This is a genomic window from Brevundimonas sp. UBA7664 (assembly GCF_002483305.1).
In the GTDB taxonomy this organism is placed as follows: Bacteria; Pseudomonadota; Alphaproteobacteria; order Caulobacterales; family Caulobacteraceae; genus Brevundimonas.
Genome location: NZ_DLHQ01000003.1, coordinates 13410 through 30005, shown reverse-complemented (window position 1 = coordinate 30005; position 16596 = coordinate 13410). Strand labels below are relative to the sequence as shown.

General features: G+C 69.9%; 20 protein-coding genes. 15 read left to right on the top strand and 5 right to left on the bottom strand.

Features of this window, described 5'->3' with window-relative positions; translation table 11 throughout:
* The 3 genes from B2742_RS00470 to B2742_RS00460 all read left to right on the top strand — a co-directional run.
* On the top strand, positions 1-76 hold a 76-nt coding region (locus tag B2742_RS00470; protein ID WP_292061817.1), incomplete at its 5' end, for a hypothetical protein.
* A gap of 6 nt (positions 77-82) precedes the next feature.
* Positions 83-553 carry a GNAT family N-acetyltransferase gene (locus tag B2742_RS00465; protein ID WP_292061738.1) on the top strand — a complete coding sequence of 157 codons (471 nt, stop codon included), beginning with the start codon at positions 83-85 and terminating at the stop codon, positions 551-553.
* Positions 554-639: 86 nt separating this feature from the next.
* A complete protein-coding gene (locus B2742_RS00460; protein ID WP_292061736.1) occupies positions 640-1515 on the top strand; it encodes a hypothetical protein in 876 nt (291 codons plus the stop codon).
* 13 nt (positions 1516-1528) lie between these two features.
* Here the strand turns inward: B2742_RS00460 and B2742_RS00455 are convergent, their stop codons facing one another.
* Together B2742_RS00455 and secA are read right to left on the bottom strand one after the other, a co-directional pair.
* Positions 1529-2695, bottom strand: coding sequence for a class V aminotransferase (locus tag B2742_RS00455; protein WP_292061734.1), 1167 nt, complete (start codon positions 2693-2695; stop codon positions 1529-1531).
* 160 nt (positions 2696-2855) lie between these two features.
* Positions 2856-5750, bottom strand: coding sequence for a preprotein translocase subunit SecA (gene secA / locus B2742_RS00450; RefSeq protein WP_292061732.1), 2895 nt, complete (start codon positions 5748-5750; stop codon positions 2856-2858).
* Between the two features lie 244 nt (positions 5751-5994).
* Between secA and B2742_RS00445 the strand changes: the two genes are divergently transcribed.
* From B2742_RS00445 to B2742_RS00430, 4 genes are read left to right on the top strand one after another with little or no spacing between them, the layout of a single operon-like run.
* Positions 5995-6960, top strand: coding sequence for a peptidylprolyl isomerase (locus B2742_RS00445; RefSeq protein ID WP_292061731.1), 966 nt, complete (start codon positions 5995-5997; stop codon positions 6958-6960).
* Positions 6957-8348 (top strand): bifunctional glutamate N-acetyltransferase/amino-acid acetyltransferase ArgJ, encoded by a 1392-nt coding sequence (argJ, locus tag B2742_RS00440; RefSeq protein ID WP_292061729.1) that lies wholly within the window; start codon positions 6957-6959, stop codon positions 8346-8348. Before B2742_RS00445 ends, argJ begins: the two co-directional genes overlap by 4 nt.
* On the top strand, positions 8345-8755 hold the full coding sequence (locus B2742_RS00435; RefSeq protein WP_292061727.1) for a (deoxy)nucleoside triphosphate pyrophosphohydrolase: 411 nt from the start codon (positions 8345-8347) through the stop codon (positions 8753-8755). The genes argJ and B2742_RS00435 overlap by 4 nt, the downstream gene beginning before the upstream one ends.
* Positions 8756-8775: 20 nt before the next feature.
* On the top strand, positions 8776-8973 hold the full coding sequence (locus B2742_RS00430) for a Flp family type IVb pilin (protein WP_292061725.1): 198 nt from the start codon (positions 8776-8778) through the stop codon (positions 8971-8973).
* A gap of 26 nt (positions 8974-8999) precedes the next feature.
* On the opposite strand, the gene B2742_RS00425 is transcribed toward B2742_RS00430, so the two are convergent.
* Complete coding sequence (locus B2742_RS00425) at positions 9000-9884, bottom strand: methyltransferase domain-containing protein (RefSeq protein WP_292061722.1); 885 nt, start codon at positions 9882-9884, stop codon at positions 9000-9002.
* Between B2742_RS00425 and B2742_RS00420 the strand changes: the two genes are divergently transcribed.
* The 7 genes from B2742_RS00420 (at position 9883) to B2742_RS00390 (ending at position 14102) form a co-directional block, all read left to right on the top strand.
* Positions 9883-10689, top strand: coding sequence for a ComF family protein (locus B2742_RS00420; RefSeq protein ID WP_292061719.1), 807 nt, complete (start codon positions 9883-9885; stop codon positions 10687-10689). The genes B2742_RS00425 and B2742_RS00420 overlap by 2 nt on opposite strands.
* Before the next feature lie 68 nt (positions 10690-10757).
* Positions 10758-11015, top strand: coding sequence for a glutaredoxin 3 (grxC, locus tag B2742_RS00415; protein WP_292061717.1), 258 nt, complete (start codon positions 10758-10760; stop codon positions 11013-11015).
* On the top strand, positions 11015-11851 hold the full coding sequence (locus B2742_RS00410; protein WP_292061714.1) for a carbon-nitrogen hydrolase family protein: 837 nt from the start codon (positions 11015-11017) through the stop codon (positions 11849-11851). The genes grxC and B2742_RS00410 overlap by 1 nt, the downstream gene beginning before the upstream one ends.
* Positions 11848-12279 carry a DUF1178 family protein gene (locus B2742_RS00405; RefSeq protein ID WP_292061712.1) on the top strand — a complete coding sequence of 144 codons (432 nt, stop codon included), beginning with the start codon at positions 11848-11850 and terminating at the stop codon, positions 12277-12279. Before B2742_RS00410 ends, B2742_RS00405 begins: the two co-directional genes overlap by 4 nt.
* Positions 12280-12282: 3 nt before the next feature.
* Positions 12283-13098: a helix-turn-helix domain-containing protein gene (locus B2742_RS00400; protein ID WP_292061709.1), complete on the top strand. Its 816-nt coding sequence runs from the start codon at positions 12283-12285 to the stop codon at positions 13096-13098.
* 27 nt (positions 13099-13125) lie between these two features.
* Positions 13126-13593 carry a DUF6265 family protein gene (locus B2742_RS00395; RefSeq protein WP_292061706.1) on the top strand — a complete coding sequence of 156 codons (468 nt, stop codon included), beginning with the start codon at positions 13126-13128 and terminating at the stop codon, positions 13591-13593.
* The gene (locus tag B2742_RS00390; protein WP_292061703.1) at positions 13548-14102 is read left to right on the top strand and encodes a GNAT family N-acetyltransferase; all 555 of its coding nucleotides are present in this window, start codon (positions 13548-13550) and stop codon (positions 14100-14102) included. Before B2742_RS00395 ends, B2742_RS00390 begins: the two co-directional genes overlap by 46 nt.
* On the opposite strand, the gene B2742_RS00385 is transcribed toward B2742_RS00390, so the two are convergent.
* Together B2742_RS00385 and ubiG are read right to left on the bottom strand one after the other, a co-directional pair.
* Positions 14099-14323 carry a hypothetical protein gene (locus tag B2742_RS00385; RefSeq protein WP_292061701.1) on the bottom strand — a complete coding sequence of 75 codons (225 nt, stop codon included), beginning with the start codon at positions 14321-14323 and terminating at the stop codon, positions 14099-14101. The genes B2742_RS00390 and B2742_RS00385 overlap by 4 nt on opposite strands.
* A gap of 98 nt (positions 14324-14421) precedes the next feature.
* Positions 14422-15225, bottom strand: a complete 804-nt coding sequence (gene ubiG / locus B2742_RS00380; protein ID WP_292061698.1) for a bifunctional 2-polyprenyl-6-hydroxyphenol methylase/3-demethylubiquinol 3-O-methyltransferase UbiG — start codon at positions 15223-15225, stop codon at positions 14422-14424.
* A gap of 55 nt (positions 15226-15280) precedes the next feature.
* On the opposite strand from ubiG, the gene B2742_RS00375 reads away from it, so the two are divergent.
* Positions 15281-16555, top strand: a complete 1275-nt coding sequence (locus B2742_RS00375) for an aspartate kinase (protein ID WP_292061697.1) — start codon at positions 15281-15283, stop codon at positions 16553-16555.
* The last annotated feature ends 41 nt before the right edge of the window (positions 16556-16596 follow it).

The following is a 16596-nucleotide window of genomic DNA, read 5'->3' as shown; positions in this document are numbered from 1 at the left end:
GACCGTCACCGCCCGCTGGCCCGACAGTGAGCTGGAACACGCGGATTCGAGCTTCGTCATCCCGACGATGGGGTGACCGTCGATGGACCCCGTGACCCTCAGGGCCGCCGGGTCCGCTGACGCCGCCAGTCTGCATCGCCTGATGCTCGCCCTCGCCGAGCATGAGGGGGAAGCCGCCTGTATGGCCGCCACCCCGGCCAGTCTGGCTGAAGCGCTCACGGCCGAGCCGCCGATCGTCGGATGCCTGCTGGCCGCCCGGGAGGGGCGGGACGTCGGCTATCTGACCTGGGTCCGCTGCTACGGCATCTGGCGCCGCGGCGATTATCTGAACCTTGATGACCTCTTTGTGGACGAGTCCGCCCGGGGTCTGGGCATCGGCGCGGCCCTGATGCGCCGGTTTGCGCAGATCGCCGCCGCGCAGGGGCTTGCCGCGCGGTGGGAGGTCCAGTCAGACAATCCGGGCGCTCGCCGCTTCTATGCCCGCCTGGGTGCGGAGCAGGAGGACAAGACCATCGTCCGATGGTCGATCGACGCGATGCGGGGGTCCGGCTGATCACTCGCCTCGCAGGCGTGCGCGACAACCCAATTCGGTGCTAGGCGTTAACCTGTGTGAACCGTGAAGCTGGAGCGTCTCCCCGCATGCGTCGCTTTTTCGTCTGGTCGGCCCTCGCGGCCCTCATCGGCCTGATCCTCGCCGGCGTCGCCTACTGGGCGTACTGGACCTACTACGCCCGGTTCCAGCCGGTCACGGTGACCCGTAACCAGGCCGAGATCCAGCGCCTGCTGGACGAGGCCTCCTGGGTCTCGGCGGGCGGCGGCGGCGAGCCGCTGTACATCATCGCCTATCGCGACTCGGCCGCCCTGCAGCGCTATGAGCGCGAGGAGGTGCCCAAGCTGCGCGCCGCCGGCGTCGAGGCCCGCATCATCCTGTTCGCCCGTCCGGAGCGCGAGGGCCTGGCCCAATCCACCGCCGCCGAGCGCGCCACCGTCGCCGAACTGTGGCTGACCCGCGACTGGACCCTGTACCAGCGCTGGACCGCCACCCCGGTGCGCAACTGGACCGCCGCCGGCATCCCGGCCGCCGACGGCAATCTGGCCCGCGGCGCCGTGGTCGAGGCCGGCCGGACCTTCGTCACCCGCCTCACCGAGGACCTCGGACAGGCAGGGCTGCAGGCGCGCTATCCCCTGATCATCTGGCGCGACCGCGAGGGCTTCATGAAGGCCTGCGCCTGTACCGACAGCCGCTCATGGGCCTTCATCCGCGACGATCTGGACGCGCCTGACCGGATCGACCCGCCGGCGGTGGCCCCGGGCGACCCCCAGGGGCCGCAGGCCTTCCCGGGCGACGGCAGTCCCGAGAGCCTGCCCTATCCGACCCTGCCGCCGATCCCGCCGGCGGAAGCCGCTGCCCCGGTTCCCGGCGCCGCGCCCGCCCCGGCGGCGCGTCCGGCGACGCCGCCGGCGCCGCGCAAGGCGCCCGAGGCGAAGAAGAGCGACGACACCACCTTCTTCTGATCCGGAGCGCCGGTCAGAGCACCCGCTGGCAGACCTCGATCAACCGTTCGACGTCGTCCGCGTCCTGATACAGACCGAAGCCGAAGCGGATCGTGTCGTCGCGTACGTCGGTGACCACGCCCGCCTCCAGCAGCCGCGCCCGCCACGCCTGGGCGTCCGCGTGCCGGTAGGCCAGGAAACGCGCCCGTCCGGGTTCGTTGGCGACGGGGTTGATCAGTTCGGCCCTGTCCAGACGCCCGGCCTCTCCCGCCGCGACCGCGTCCTGGAAACGACGCATCAGGCCGCGCGCGTGATCGGTGATCGACGCCGTGGTCAGACCGGCCTCGTCCAGCATCCGGCGGACGCCGTTGAAGCGGTACAGCGGCGTGGCGTCGAAGGTGGCGCCCCAGAAACGCCCGGCGTCGGCGCGGTACTGGACATCCTCGGGCCGACCCATCAGATCGCCGAACTCCGCGAACCAGCCGGTCGCCACCGGCCGGGGGCAGAAGCCGTCCGGTGCGTGCAGGATGCCGGCGCCCTCGCCGGACATGGCGTATTTGTAGCCGCCGGTGACGTAGAAGACCCGGTCCGCCACCGCCGACAGATCAGTCCTCGTGGCCATGAAGCCATGGTAGCCGTCGATCAGAACCCACGGCCCGGACGGATCGGCCAGCGCCGCCAGGTCGTCCAGCCGGCCGAAGACCTGACCGGTCTTGAAGAAGATCTGGCTGACCACGATCCAGTCGAAGCCCCCGCTCCGGGCCGCCTCGACGAAGCGGTCGTCGAAGGTGTCGAACGGATGCAGCGGCACGCGGGTGACCACGGCCTCGCCGGCCTCTTCCCAGCGTTCGCCCTGGCGGCGGAAGGAGTGGAACTCGCCGTCGGTGGACAGGATGCGGACCGGCTTCTTCGCGAACCCCGAGAAGATGCGCAGCAGGAAGTCGTGGGTGTTGGGCGCGAACACCACCGTGTCGGCGCCCGGCAGGTTCAGCTCACGCGCGACATGCGCCTGGGCCTCGGGCACGACATCGCCGAAGATCAGGTCCCATTTGCGGTCCGCGAATTTGTTCGCCTCGACCCAGGCCCGCACCTGGCCGTCGAAGCTGGCGTCCGGCCACAGGTGATGGCTGTGGGCCGCGAAATGCAGCCGGTCCGGGTCCAGCGACAGGGCGCGGGAGAACAGGTCCTTGCGAGCGGCCATCAGTCTCTCCCGTCAGTGGCGAACACCGACGGTCGATAGCCGCCCCCCGCCCCGCGCTCAAGCAGGGAGCATGACGCCGGGCCGCGGTCGTCGGCCCGGCGGGACCTTCCGACCCGGCGCGCGCTCAAGCAGCGAGCCGCCGCGCGGCGAGCGATAGCGCCTAAACGAGGCTTCCGTGGCAGTGCTTGAACTTGCGGCCCGAGCCGCAGGGGCAGTCCGCGTTGCGCGGCGTGCGTTCCCAGCCGACCGGCAGGACGTCGACCGGCAGGCGGGCGCGGTCGTCGCCCTGCACCATGCCTTCCGGGTTCTGCGCGAACGGATTGGCCATCTCGTTCTCGCCGGAGCCGGGGTTCAGGTGGATCTCCTGGAACTCCGGCAGGTCCATCGCCGGCGGCTGCTCGAAGCGGAACTCGACCGTCATCAGCCAGCGGGTGACGTTGTGGCGCAGCTGGAACAGCAGCGTCTCGAACAGGTTGAAGGCCTCGGTCTTGTATTCGTTCAGCGGGTCGCGCTGACCATAGCCGCGCAGGCCGATGACGCCGCGCAGATGGTCCAGATGGACCAGGTGCTCGCGCCACTGCATGTCGATCATCTGCAGCATGAACTGCTTCTCGAGCCCGCGCGTCTGCTCGGCCCCGATCTGCGCCAGCCGTTCGGCGGCCCGGGCGTCGGCGGCGGCCAGCAGCCGTTCCTCGAACTCCTCGTTCGACACGCCTTCCTCCGCGGCCCACTCGTGCAGGGGCAGGTCGAGGCCGAGGGTCGACTTCACCTTCTCGTCCAGACCGTCGATGTCCCACTGCTCGGCATAGGCCTTGGGCGGCATGTGGGTCTCGATCAGGTCCGAGATCACGTCGTTGCGGAAATCGCCGACCAGTTCCGACAGGTCCGTGGCGTCCATGAACTCCTGGCGCTGCTCGAACACGGCCTTGCGCTGGTCGTTCACGACGTCGTCGTATTTCAGCAGATTCTTGCGGATGTCGTAGTTGCGGGTCTCGACCCGCTTCTGGGCGGTTTCGACGGCGCGGTTCAGCCACGGGTGCGAGATCGCCTCGCCCTCGGCCACGCCGAACTGGCGCATGATGCCGTCCAGACGGTCGCCGGCGAAGATGCGCAGCAGGTCGTCCTCGCAGGACAGGAAGAATTTCGAGGTGCCGGGGTCACCCTGACGGCCGGTCCGGCCGCGCAGCTGGTTGTCGATACGCCGGCTCTCGTGGCGTTCGGTGCCCAGAACAAACAGACCGCCGGCGGCCAGCGACTTCTGCTTCTGCACGGCGATGTCGGCCTTCAGACGGGCCTCTTCCTCGGCCTCCATCTCGGGCGTGACCTCGATGGCCATGTTGCGGTTGTCCTGACGCCATTTCTGCAGGCGCATTTCCAGGTTGCCGCCCAGCTGGATGTCGGTGCCGCGGCCGGCCATGTTGGTGGCGATGGTCACCGCGCCGGGCAGGCCGGCGTCGGCGACAATATAGGCTTCCTGTTCGTGCTGGCGCGCGTTCAGGACGCTGTGCGGAATGCCCCGGCCGGTGCGGACCTCGATGTCGAAATCCTCGTCCTTCAGCGCCGCATAGGCCTTCTTCGCCTCGCGGCGGGCCTTCTCGTCCTCGCTGGTCACCTGTTCCAGCAGATGGGCGTGCTGCGGCTTCAGCGTCTTGAGGGTGACCTCGTACTCATAGGTCTTGAGCAGCTCGGACAGGGTCTCGGACTTCTCGATCGACACCGTGCCGACCAGGATCGGCTGGCCCCGGACGTGGCATTCGGCGATCAGGCCGGCGATGGCGATATTCTTCTCGGCGGCGGTGCGGAAGATTTCGTCGTCGTGGTCGATGCGCTTGACCGGACGGTTGGTCGGCACCTCGAGGACGTCCATCTTGTAGATGTCGAGGAATTCCTGCGCCTCGGTGGCGGCCGTACCGGTCATGCCGGACAGTTTCTCGTAGAGGCGGAAATAGTTCTGGATGGTGACCGAGGCCAGGGTCTGGTTCTCGGGCATGATCTTCACGCCCTCCTTGGCCTCGATGGCCTGGTGCAGGCCCTCGGACAGGCGGCGCCCGGTCATCATCCGGCCGGTGAACTCATCGATCAGCATGACCTCGCCGGCCTTGATGATGTAGTCCTTGTCCTTGAGATACAGGGTGTTGGCCCGCAGCGCCTGGTTGATGTGGTGCACCAGGGTGATGTTGGCCGCGTCGTACAGGCCGGTGGTGTCGGCGGCGAACAGGCCGCGCGCCTCCATGATCTCCTCGATCTTCTCGGAGCCTTCCTCGGTCAGCAGGGTCTGCTTCTGCTTCTCGTCGAGGTCGAACGTGGCCGGGTCCTGGATCAGTTCCTTGATGATCCCGTCGACGATCAGATACAGGTCCGACCGGTCTTCCGTCGGGCCCGAAATGATCAGCGGCGTACGCGCCTCGTCGACCAGGATGGAGTCGACCTCGTCGACGATGGCGAAATGGTGCGGACGCTGCACCATCTCCTTGCGGTCATAGACCAGGTTGTCGCGCAGATAGTCGAAGCCGAATTCGTTGTTGGTGCCGTAGGTGATGTCGGCCGCATAGGCCGCCTGCCGCTGGCCCTGCGACAGGCCGTTGACGATCACGCCGACCTCCAGACCGAGGAAGCGATAGACCCGGCCCATCCATTCGGCGTCGCGCCGCGCGAGATAGTCGTTGACGGTGATGACGTGGACGCCCTTGCCCAGCAGGGCGTTCAGGTACACCGGAGCCACGGCGACCAGGGTCTTGCCCTCGCCGGTGCGCATTTCGGCGATGCCGCCGTCGTGCAGGATCATGCCGCCGGCCAGCTGGACGTCATACTGACGCTGGCCCAGCACCCGCTTGGAGGCCTCGCGCGCCACGGCGAAGGCCTCGTTCATGACCTTGTCCAGCGTCTCACCGCCCGCGAGCCGGTCGCGGAAGGCGTCGGTCATCATCCGCAGCTCGTCGTCCGACAGGGCGGCGAACTTGTCCTCCAGCGCGTTGATCTTCTGAACCCGGCCCATGAAGTCCTTGACCTTGCGGTCGTTGGAGGAGCCGAAAATCTTCTTGGCGATGCCGAGCATGAATGATCCGAAGGCGGGCGAGCGACAGGGGCTCTGGTACTGAAAGGTCCCGAAGGAGCGGCGACGACTGCGCGCGGGGGGAGGAGCCTCGGGCGAATGCGGCCCGGTGCGCCTGTCACAGGCGCGCGCGAGGGCCGCGCGATCGTTCGAAAACCCCTCGACTTGGGCGCAGGCGGGACTTAAGCACCGGCCTTATCCCTGTCAACGCGAGGGCCTTTCTCGCCCCGTGACGGAGCGCGCCCAAATGCGGCTTTCCAGCCCCTTCGTCCCCGTCCTGATTGCCGTCTTTTTGACTCTCGCGGCCTGCGGTCCGGGCGGCGGGACCGATCGCGCGCCCGAGCCCGGCGACCGCGCCGTGGCCGAGGTTCAGGGCCAGACCATCTGGGCTTCCGACGTCAAACGCGAGGCGGTGGCGCAGGGCCTGGTCGGCGAGGGCGAACCCCTCGATGTGACCAGCGACCTGTTCCGGCGGGTGCTGGACGAGGTCATCGACCAGAAACTGCTGGCCCGCGAGGCCGAGCGCCGCGGCCTCGACAACTCCGCCCTGGCCCAGCGCCGGCTTGAGGCGACCCGCGAACGCATTCTCGGCGACATGCTGGTCGAGACCGTGGTCAACGGCGAGATCACGGACCGGTCGGTCGAGACCATCTATCAGGAGCAGGTCCGCCTGGCGCAGACCTCCGAGGAGATCCGCGTCCGCCTGATCCTGTCGCGGACCCGGCCGGAAGCCGAGGCCGTCATCGGCATTCTGGCGCAAGGCGCGGCCTTCGAGGCCGTGGCCGCCGAAAGCTCGATCGACGACGCGACCCGCTATTCCGGCGGCGATCTGGGCTACCGCACCATCGACGTCATGCCCGAGGCCTACAAGAACGCCCTGCGCGACCGGCCCGCCGGCTCGACCGTCGGCCCGTTCCAGACCGAGGGCGGCTGGGCCGTGCTGCGGGTCGAGGACCGCCGCCGCGAAACCCCGCCGACGCTGGAGCAGGCCCGGCCCCAGATCGTGCGCTATCTGACCTATGAAGGCGTGCGCCAGCTGCTCGAGGAATTGCGCGGCAAGGCCGAGGTCGAGAACCTTCTGCCGGGCGACACGCCCCGCTCGCAGGAGCCGGCTTCGGCGCCGCGTCCGCCCGCATCGTCCGCCGGGACCCCCGCCGCACCCGCATCGCCGCCGCCCGTCGCCGCGGCGCCTGCTCCCAAGAAGGCGTCATGAGCCGTCCGCCCGAGGCCGGCCGCGCCTCCGCCGGCCAGAAGATCGAACAGGCCATCGAAAAGGCCTTCGACCCCCTGGCCACGGCCCTGAAGCGCGCCACGACGCCGCCTCCCAAGGCCGCGCCGGGCAAGCCGGGCCTCGAAATCTCGCCCCTCGCCGTGCCCTTTCCGACCATCCCGCCCATCGGCGGGGTCGAAATCGCAACCGCCCGGGCCGGTTTCTACAAGCATGAGCGCGACGATCTCGTGGTGTTCCGCTTCGCCCGGGGGACGACCTGCGCCGGCGTCTTCACCCGGCACAAGATCGGCTCCGCCCCGGTCGACTGGTGCAAACGTCAACTGGACGCCGACGGCGGCGGCCAGGACGTGCGGGCCCTGGTGGTCAACGCGGGCTGCGCCAACGCCTTCACCGGCAAGGCCGGAGCCGACGCCGCCCGCCGCACGGCCTCCGAGGTCGCCAAACGCTTCGGCTGCCGCCAGCGCGACGTCATGCTGGCCTCTACCGGCGTGATCGGGGTGGTGCTGGACGACCGCAAGATCACCGCCCGTCTGAACGACATCGAGACGTCGCTCGAGGCGGATGTCCATCCGACCGCCCAGTGGGCGCGCGCGGGTCTGGCCATCATGACCACGGACACCTTCCCCAAGGGGTCGTACGCCGAATGCGAGATCGAAGGTCGCACAGTCCGCATCGCCGGCATCGCCAAGGGTTCGGGGATGATCGCGCCGGACATGGCCACCATGCTCGCCTTCATCGTCACCGACGCCGCCATCGCCCCCTCGGTGCTGCGCGCCCTTCTGGGCCTGCACGTCCGCACCACCTTCAACAGCGTCACCGTCGACGGCGACACCTCGACCAATGACACCTGCCTGCTGTTCGCCACCGGAGCCAGCGGCGCCCCGCGCATCGGCCGGGTCGGCGACCGCCGTCTGAAGGGATTCTCCGCGGCGCTGGACAGGGTCATGCTCGATCTCGCCCACCAGCTGGTCCGCGACGGCGAGGGGGCGACCAAATTCGTCCGCGTCACCGTCGATGGCGCGGCCAGCCCCGCCTCCGCCCGGAAACTGGCCAAGTCGATCGCCGACAGCCCCTTGGTCAAGACCGCCCTCGCCGGCGAGGACGCCAACTGGGGCCGGGTCGTCATGGCCGTCGGCAAGACCGAGGAGCCGGTCGACCGCGACCGCCTCGCCATCCGCTTCGGCCCGCATGTCGCCGCCATCGACGGCGCCCCGTCGCCGACCTACGACGAGGCGAAGATGAGCGCCTATATGAAGAATTCCGAGATCGACATCATCGTCGACGTCGGCTCGGGCCGGGCCTCCGCCACCGTCTGGACCTGCGATCTGACCAAGCGGTACGTGGAGATCAACGGCGACTATCGCTCGTGACGGACGGCCTCCCCACCGTCCTCGTCGTCGCCGTCGCCCTCATCGACGCCGACGGCCGCGTCCTGATCGCCCAACGGCCCGAGGGCAAGAAACTGGCCGGCCTGTGGGAGTTTCCGGGCGGCAAGGTCGAGCCCGGCGAGCGGCCTGAACCCGCCCTGATCCGCGAACTGAAGGAAGAACTCGGCATCGACGTGACCGAGGCCTGTCTGGCCCCGTTCGTTTTCGCCAGCCACGCTTACGATTCGTTTCACTTACTTATGCCATTGTACCTCTGCCGACGCTGGTCGGGGGTGGTGCAGAACCGCGAGCACGCGGCGCTGAAATGGGTCAGGCCGAACCAGTTGTCGGACTATCCCATGCCTCCGGCCGACGAACCGCTGGTCGCCTGGCTGCGCGACCTGCTCTAGCCGCCGCAAGGAGGGGGCCGATGCCGAGACGCTTCCTTTCCCGCTTCAGCCGCGACGAGACCGGGGCCACGGCCATCGAATACGGCCTGATCGTGGGGCTGATCTTCCTTGTCATCATCGGCGCCCTGGGGGCGTTCGGCGCGACGGGCAGCGGCGTCTTCAACACCGCCATGGAGGCGCTGAGGACAGCCATGGCCGGCCAGCCCGCCCCCGCTTGAACCTCGCCCGCCCAGTCCTCGCCCGCCTAGTCCTCTCCGGTCTGCTCCCTGACCCCCAGCGCGTCCGCCAGGCGCATCTTCGCCGAGCCGCGGGGCAGGGGCTTCTGCTGGCTCTCGTGCGGGGCCCAGCCGGCCAGATGGACGATCTCGAAGGTCGCCGGAATTCGCCCGTCCGCCTCGCCGAAGCGTTCCGCATACAGCTGCGCCGCCCGGGCCAGGATGCCGCGCGTCAGCGGCCGCCCCGCTCCCGCCAGCGCATTGGTCTCGCCCATGGCCCGCAGGTCGCGGACCAGGGCCGGCAGGTCGCGATAGCGCACGGTCACCCGGTCGACATCGGCCACCGGCAGGGCGAATCCGGCCCTTTGCAGCAGCGCCGCGCCGTCGAAACCGTCGGCGAAGGGCGACACCCGCGCCTGGGCCCCGCCGCGCGCCTCCAGCTCCGCCTCGGTCAGCACCGCGCGCAGCTCCTTCAGCGTCCCCGCGCCCAGCAATGTGCCGAGAAACAACCCGTCCGGCTTCAGCGCGCGGCGGATCTGGCTCAACGCCCCGGGCAGGTCATTGGCCCAGTGCAGGCTCATCAGCGAGACGATCAGGTCCTGCGATCCCTCCGCCAGATCCGGCGGCGCGGCGCCCGGTCCCGCCCGCGCGGCCCGGTCGCCGACGATCTTCACCGGCCCGACCCGCCCGGCCGCCGCGCTGCCGTCCAGGGCCGCCGCGAAGGCCCGCGGATGGGCCGACAGGTCGGCCGCCTCGGGCCAGTCCCGGATCAGCGCCTCCAGACTGCCGACCGCATTTTCCGCCGCCCGCGCATGCAGGAAGTCGGCGCGGCCGATGGATTTTTCGCTCCGTTCAAGCCTTGCCGTGCGGCGCTGAACGTCGAAAATGCGGGGGGGACCGGAGGAGGGGCTCATGAACCTTCAGGATGGGGTCTGGCGCGACCGATTGAAAGCGGCCGTCCCGGGGATTTCACTGCGCGCCCGCCTGCTGGGCCGGGGCCTCGCTGATCTGCTGCTGCCCACGCTCGCTTGGGACGGTCCCGAGGCGGCCGCCTCGCCGGGGCTCACTGCCGGCGCCTGGGGGCGGGTGACCTTTCTGGAGGACCCGGTCTGCGACGGCTGCGGCGCCGGGTTCGAAATGGACGGCGGGCCCTTCGCGGCGGCGCGGTGCGCCGCCTGCCTGGCCCAGCCCTACGCCTTTGATCGCGCCCGCGCCGCCTGCGTCTATGACGAGGCCTCGCGCGGCCTGATCCTGAAGTTCAAGCACGGCGACCATCAGCCTTTCGCGCCCCTGTTCGCCCGCTGGATCGCCCGCTCGGCGGCCCCGCTGCTGGACGCGGCCGACGCCGTCGTCCCCGTGCCCCTGCACCGCTTCCGCCTGCTGTCGCGCCGCTTCAACCAGGCCGCCGAGATCGCCCGGCCGCTGGCCCGCGACGCCGGGCTCGACTATCTGCCCGACGCCCTGATCCGCACGACGCACACCGGCAGCCAGGGCGGGAAGTCCGCGCGCGGCCGCCGCCTGAACGTCAGAAAAGCCTTCTCTGTCAGCGAGGCCGGCCGTCGACGGATCAAGGGCCGCCGCATCCTTCTGGTCGACGACGTGTTGACCACGGGCGCCACCGCCGAGGCCTGCGCCCGCGCGTTGATCGAGGCCGGCGCCCGCGCCGTGGACCTGGCCGTCGTGGCCCGGGTGCGCGCGGCGCGGCAATTGCCTACATAAGGCTGGCCCTACGCCGCCACGCGGCGGCTCGCTGCCTGAGGGTGGCGATCACTGACTGGAGTTCTGCATTGGCTGACGTCGTCATCTACACCAAACCCGGCTGCGGCTACTGCCACGCCGCCCGCGACCTGCTCGACCGCAAGGGCGCGGATTATGAGGACATCGTCGCCTCCAACGACCCGGCGAAGAAGCAGGAGATGATCCAGCGTTCCGGCGGCCGCATGACCTTCCCGCAGATCTTCATTGGCGGAAAACACATCGGCGGCTCCGACGACCTGCACGCCCTTGACCGCAAAGGCGAGCTGGACGCATTGCTCGAGGCCTGATGGCAACGCTTCCGATCGCCCTGATCCAGACCCGCACGCCGGCCAGTCCGTCGGCGGCCCTGGCCCACGTCGCGCCGCTGATCCGCGCGGCGGCTGCGGGCGGGGCGAAACTGATCCTGACCGCGGAAGCGACCAATTTTCTGATCAAGGACCCCGCCGCCCGCGCCACCGCCCTGACGACCGAGGACCAGGACGCGGTCATCGGCGGCCTGCGTGATCTCGCCCGCGAGCTGGGCGTCTGGCTGCTGATCGGCTCGGCCATCGTCAGATCGGGGCATGAAGGCGACGACCGCGCCGCCAACCGGTCCCTGCTGATCGACGACGCCGGTGCGGTGGTCGCGACCTATGACAAGCTGCACGTTTTCGACGTCGACCTGCCGACCGGCGAGCGCTGGCGCGAGAGCGCCGCCGTCCGGCCCGGCGACGGCGCGACCGTGGCCGACACGCCCTGGGGCAAGCTCGGCCTGACCATCTGCTACGACCTCCGGTTCCCCCAGCTGTACCGCGCCCTCGCCAAGGCCGGGGCCGTCATGATCTCCGTCCCCGCCGCCTTCACCGTCCCGACCGGCGAGGCCCACTGGGAGACCCTGTTGCGCGCCCGGGCCATCGAGACGGGCTGCTGGATCCTCGCCCCCGCCCAGGCCGGCGCGCACGAGGACGGCCGCCGCACCTGGGGCCGGTCGACCGTGGTGGGCCCGTGGGGCGAGGTGGTGGCGAAGCTGGATCACGACGAACCCGGCGTCCTGTTCGCCACGCTGGACTTCGACGCCGTCGAGCGCGCCCGCACCGCCGTGCCGCAGCTGACCCACGACCGCGCGTTCGCGGGGCCGGCATGATCCGCTACGCCCTCCAGTGCGACGCGGGCCACGGCTTCGAGGCCTGGTTCGGCGACTCGGCCGCCTATGACGATCAGGCCGCGCGGGGTCTGGTCGAATGCCCGCTCTGCGGTTCGCGCGGCGTGTCCAAACAGATCATGGCCCCGGCTGTGGCGGGAACCCGCAAGACCGCTCTCTCGGCCGACCCGGCGCGGATGCGGACCCTGATGATGCAGGCCGCCCGCGAGGTGCGGTCCCACGTCGAGGAGAATTTCGACTATGTCGGCGACGCCTTCGCCCGCGAGGCCCGCGACATCCACGAAGGCCGCTCCGAGAAGCGCGAGATCTACGGCGAGGCCACACCCGCCGAGGTGAAGAAGCTCAAGGACGACGGCGTCCCCTGCGCCGCCCTGCCGCCCCTGCCGCCCGACCCCGCCAAGGCCCACTGACCGGTGGGGGAGGGGGAGCGCTATCAGGAGTTCGAGCCGCCTCCGGCGCTTCGTCCCTTCGTCCGCGTGATCTGGACCTATGCCGCCCCGGCGCCTGAACCCACGGTCCAGCGCATCGCCCCCGACGGCTGCCCCGAACTGATCCTCGACATCGGCGCCCCCTATGAGGAAGCGGGCGATGACGGTGTCTTCCGTCTCCAGCCCCGGGCCCTGATCGCCGGCCAGATGACCCGGCCTCTCGCCCTGCGTCCCGTCGGGCCGGTCGAGCTGGTCGCCGTTCGCTTCGAGCCCGACGGCGCGCGCGACTGGCTCGGGCATCCCGCGGCCGAGGCTACCGACCGGCGTCTGGACATGACGGCGCGGCTCGCGGGCGTCACGGCGCCGGCGGGCGACCCGGCCGCCCAGGTCGAGGTCATGGTCCGCCTGCTGGAGGACTGTCGCCGCCGCCAGGCCTGGTCGCTGGACCCGGCGGTGCGCGCGGAACTCGAGGCTGCCTTCGCCGACCGGTCGTCCCCCGCCCGTTCGGCCGCGGACCATCGCGCCCTGCAGCGCCGCTTCCGCGACCGCGTCGGCGTCCCGCCGCGCATGCTGCGGTCGATCCTGCGCTTCCGCCGCGTCTTCGATCACGCGCAAGGGCCCGACGCCGTCGGCTGGCTCGAGGCGGGGCTGGAGGCAGGCTATTTCGACCAGCCCCAGCTGGCCCGCGACTTCCGCCGCTTCCTCGGCTGCACTGCCACCGAATGGGCCCGCGACCAGATCGGTCTGGCGCGCAGCCTCGCGTCGCAAACCTACAAGCCCGGGCCGCTGTCGCCGCACTAGGGTTCGCGTTCAACCGAGGGACTTCACATGCTGACCGCCATGCTCGCCGCCGCCCTGATCCAGACTGCCCCCGCCCCGACGACGGGCGCGGCGCCCGATCTGTCATGGATGGCCGGCTACTGGCTGGACTGTTCCGACGGCCGCGAGGCGTCGGAGGCCTGGAGCGACCCGCGCGCCGGCCTCAGCGTCGGGCACGCTGTTGCGGTCGAGAACGGCCGCGCTTCGTTCGAGGTGTCGCACATCGGCCCGACGCCGCAGGGTTTCGCCTATGTCGCCCAGCCCGGCGGCGCGCCGCCCACCGTCTTCGTCCTCGCCGAAAGCGGCCCGGCGCGGGCGGTGTTCGCCAACGCCGAAAACGACTTTCCGACGCGTGTGATCTATCAACGTGAGGGCGACGCCCTCACCGCCCGGATCGAGGGCGAGATCGGCGGGCAGGCGCGGAGCATGGAATGGAATTTCAACGCGGCCCCGTTCAACGCCCGCTGCCCCGGCTGAGCGACGACGGCCTGACCTGGCGGGCGATGACGGCGGCCGATCTGGACGCCGTCGTCGACATCGCCGCCGTCGGCTTTCCCGATCATTTCGAAGGCCGGGACTGTTTCGCCAACCGGCTGGCGCTGAATCCCGCCGGCTGCTTCGTCCTGGCCGTCGGCGAGGGGCCTGCGAAGGGCTACCTCATCGCCTATCCCTGGCGGGCCGGTGACGCGCCGGCGTTGGACACCCTGATCGAGGCCGTCCCGGACGATGCGTCGGTGGTGTATCTGCACGACCTCGCGCTCGACCCGATGGTGCGCGGCGGCGGCTGGTCGCGGGCCATTGTCGAACGGCTGGCGCAGGACGCCCTCGCCGCCGGCTGGCGGACCCTGACGCTTGTGGCGGTCAACGACGCCGCGCCGTTCTGGGAACGGCACGGCTTCACTGTCTTCGACAAGGCGGGCATGGCGGACAAGCTGGCCGGCTACGGCCCCGGCTCCCGCTATATGGTCCGGGATCTGAACCCCTAGCTGCGGGTCCAGCCCTTGGCGGCCATGCAGGCGCGGAATTCGTCGCTGTGCTGACCCTTGCCGGTCGAGGCGCGGCAGGCGTCGCGGGAGGCGTCGAACGGCTGGGCGTTCTCGCCATGCCAGCCGAAATCGTGGTCATCGCCGGCGTCGATGACGGTGACGCAGGCCGAGGTCATCAGGGCGGCGGACAGGGCGGCGAGGATCAGAAGACGCTTTTTCATGATGGGGCTCCGTTTCGGGGGTGCGCCTTCATCCCACCGCAACGCTTGGTCTGTCCCGTTACATCCTCGAAAGGTGGATGAATTCGCCGTAAGCCGGCTCAGTCCCGCGTCGCGACCATCATGTAGTTGATCCCCGCATCGTCGCTTTCGCTCCAGCGGTCCGTGAGCGGGTCATAGACCAGGCCATAGGGCCCGCTGACCGCCACCGGCTCTTCCGACAGCATCCGCCGGATCTCGTCCGGCTTGAGGAACTGGCTCCAGTCGTGGGTCCCCGCCGGCACCCAGCGCAGGACGTATTCGGCGGCGATCTTGCCCAGGGCCAGCGACTTCAGCGTCCGGTTCAGGGTGGCGACGATCATCATCCCGCCGGGCTTTACCATCCGCGAACAGGCGCGGATGAAGGCCTCCGGATCGGCCACATGCTCGATCACCTCCATGGTCAGGACCACGTCGAACGGCCCGGCCCCCTCGGCCTCCAGCTGCTCCACCGTCGCCGCGCGATAGGCGATGTCGAGCTCCTGCTGCGCCGCATGCGCCCGCGCCGTGCCGATGTTCTCCGCCGAGGCGTCCACCGCCGTCACCGCAAACCCCATCCGCCGCATCGGTTCGGCGATCAGCCCGCCGCCGCAACCGACGTCCAGCAGGGTCAGGCCGTCGAAGGCGGCGCGAGTCTTCGCATCCCGCCCGAACCGCTCCGCCGCCCGGTCGCGGACGAAGGCCAGCCGGGCCGGATTGAATTTGTGCAGCGGCGCGAACGGCCCACGCGCGTCCCACCATTCCGCCGCCTGGGCCGAAAACCGGGCCACGTCGGCGGGATCGATCGAGGGGCCGGCGGCCCCGTCCTCGAATTCCGCGCGGCTTTGGGGTTTGCGCGCCGATACGGTGTCGTTAGAAGCGGCCATGGGCCGAGGGATGAACCCGGGCGGCTCTCCATGCAAGATGGGGCGATCCGCCACGATGACGCGGCCAGCTACGACGCGACTGGTGATGAAGTTCGGCGGCACCTCGATGGGCGACCTCGAACGCATCCGCCGGGCCGCCCGCATCGTCGCGGCCGAGGTCGCCGCCGGCAAACAGGTCGCCGTCGTCGTCTCCGCCATGGCCGGCAAGACCAATGAACTGGTCGCCTGGACCGACGGCGCGGGCCGGCCGGGCCCGGGCGTCGAACCGTCCGACGACGAATATGACATCGTCGTCGCCTCGGGCGAACAGGTCACCGCCGGCCTGCTGGCCCTGACCCTGCGCAACATGGGCCTGAACGCCCGCAGCTGGATGGGCTGGCAGATTCCCATCCTCACCGACGACGCCCACGGCCGCGCCCGCATCGAGGACGTGCCGGGCGAGGTGCTGGGCGCCGCCATGGACAAGGGCGAGATCGCCGTCGTCCCCGGCTTCCAGGGCGTCAGCCGTTCGGGCCGGATCACCACCCTGGGCCGCGGCGGTTCGGACACGTCGGCGGTGGCTGTGGCCGCGGCGCTGGATTGCCCGTGCGACATCTACACGGACGTGGACGGCGTCTACACCACCGACCCCCGCATCGAATCGAAGGCCCGCCGCCTCGAGAAGATTTCCTATGAAGAGATGCTGGAGATGGCCTCGCTGGGGGCCAAGGTCCTGCAGACCCGCTCCGTGGAGCTGGCCATGGCCAAACGCGTCCCGGTGCGGGTGCTGTCCAGCTTCATCGAACCCGACGAAAACGGCGTCCTGCCCGCCAAGTCCGGCACATTGATCTGCGACGAGGAGGAAATCGTGGAAAAACGCATCGTATCCGGCGTGACCATGAGCCGTGACGAGGCCCGCATCACCTTGCTGGGGCTGACCGACCGGGTCGATGCTCCGGCCGACGTCTTCACCCGGCTGGCCGAGGCCAACGTCAATGTCGACATGATCGTCCAGGGCCAGTCGCGGACCGAGGGCGCGGTCAACCTGACCTTCACCACGGGCCGCAGGGACGCCGCACGCGCCGCCGAACTGATGCGCGCCGCGCAAACCCAGCTCGGCTTCGAGGAACTGCGCGTCGACGAGGACGTGGCCAAGGTCTCGGTCGTCGGGGTCGGCATGCGCAGCCACGCCGGCGTCGCCCAGACCATGTTCCGGGCCCTCGCCGACAAGGGCGTGAAATTTCAGGCCATCTCGACATCCGAGATCAAGATCAGCGTATTGATCGACGCCGCCTATGCGGAACTGGCCGTTCGTGCGCTTCATGCGGCCTATGGACTGGAAGAAGTCTAGGAATTGAGCCGGACGGCGCCCATCTGCGGCGTCGTTCATCA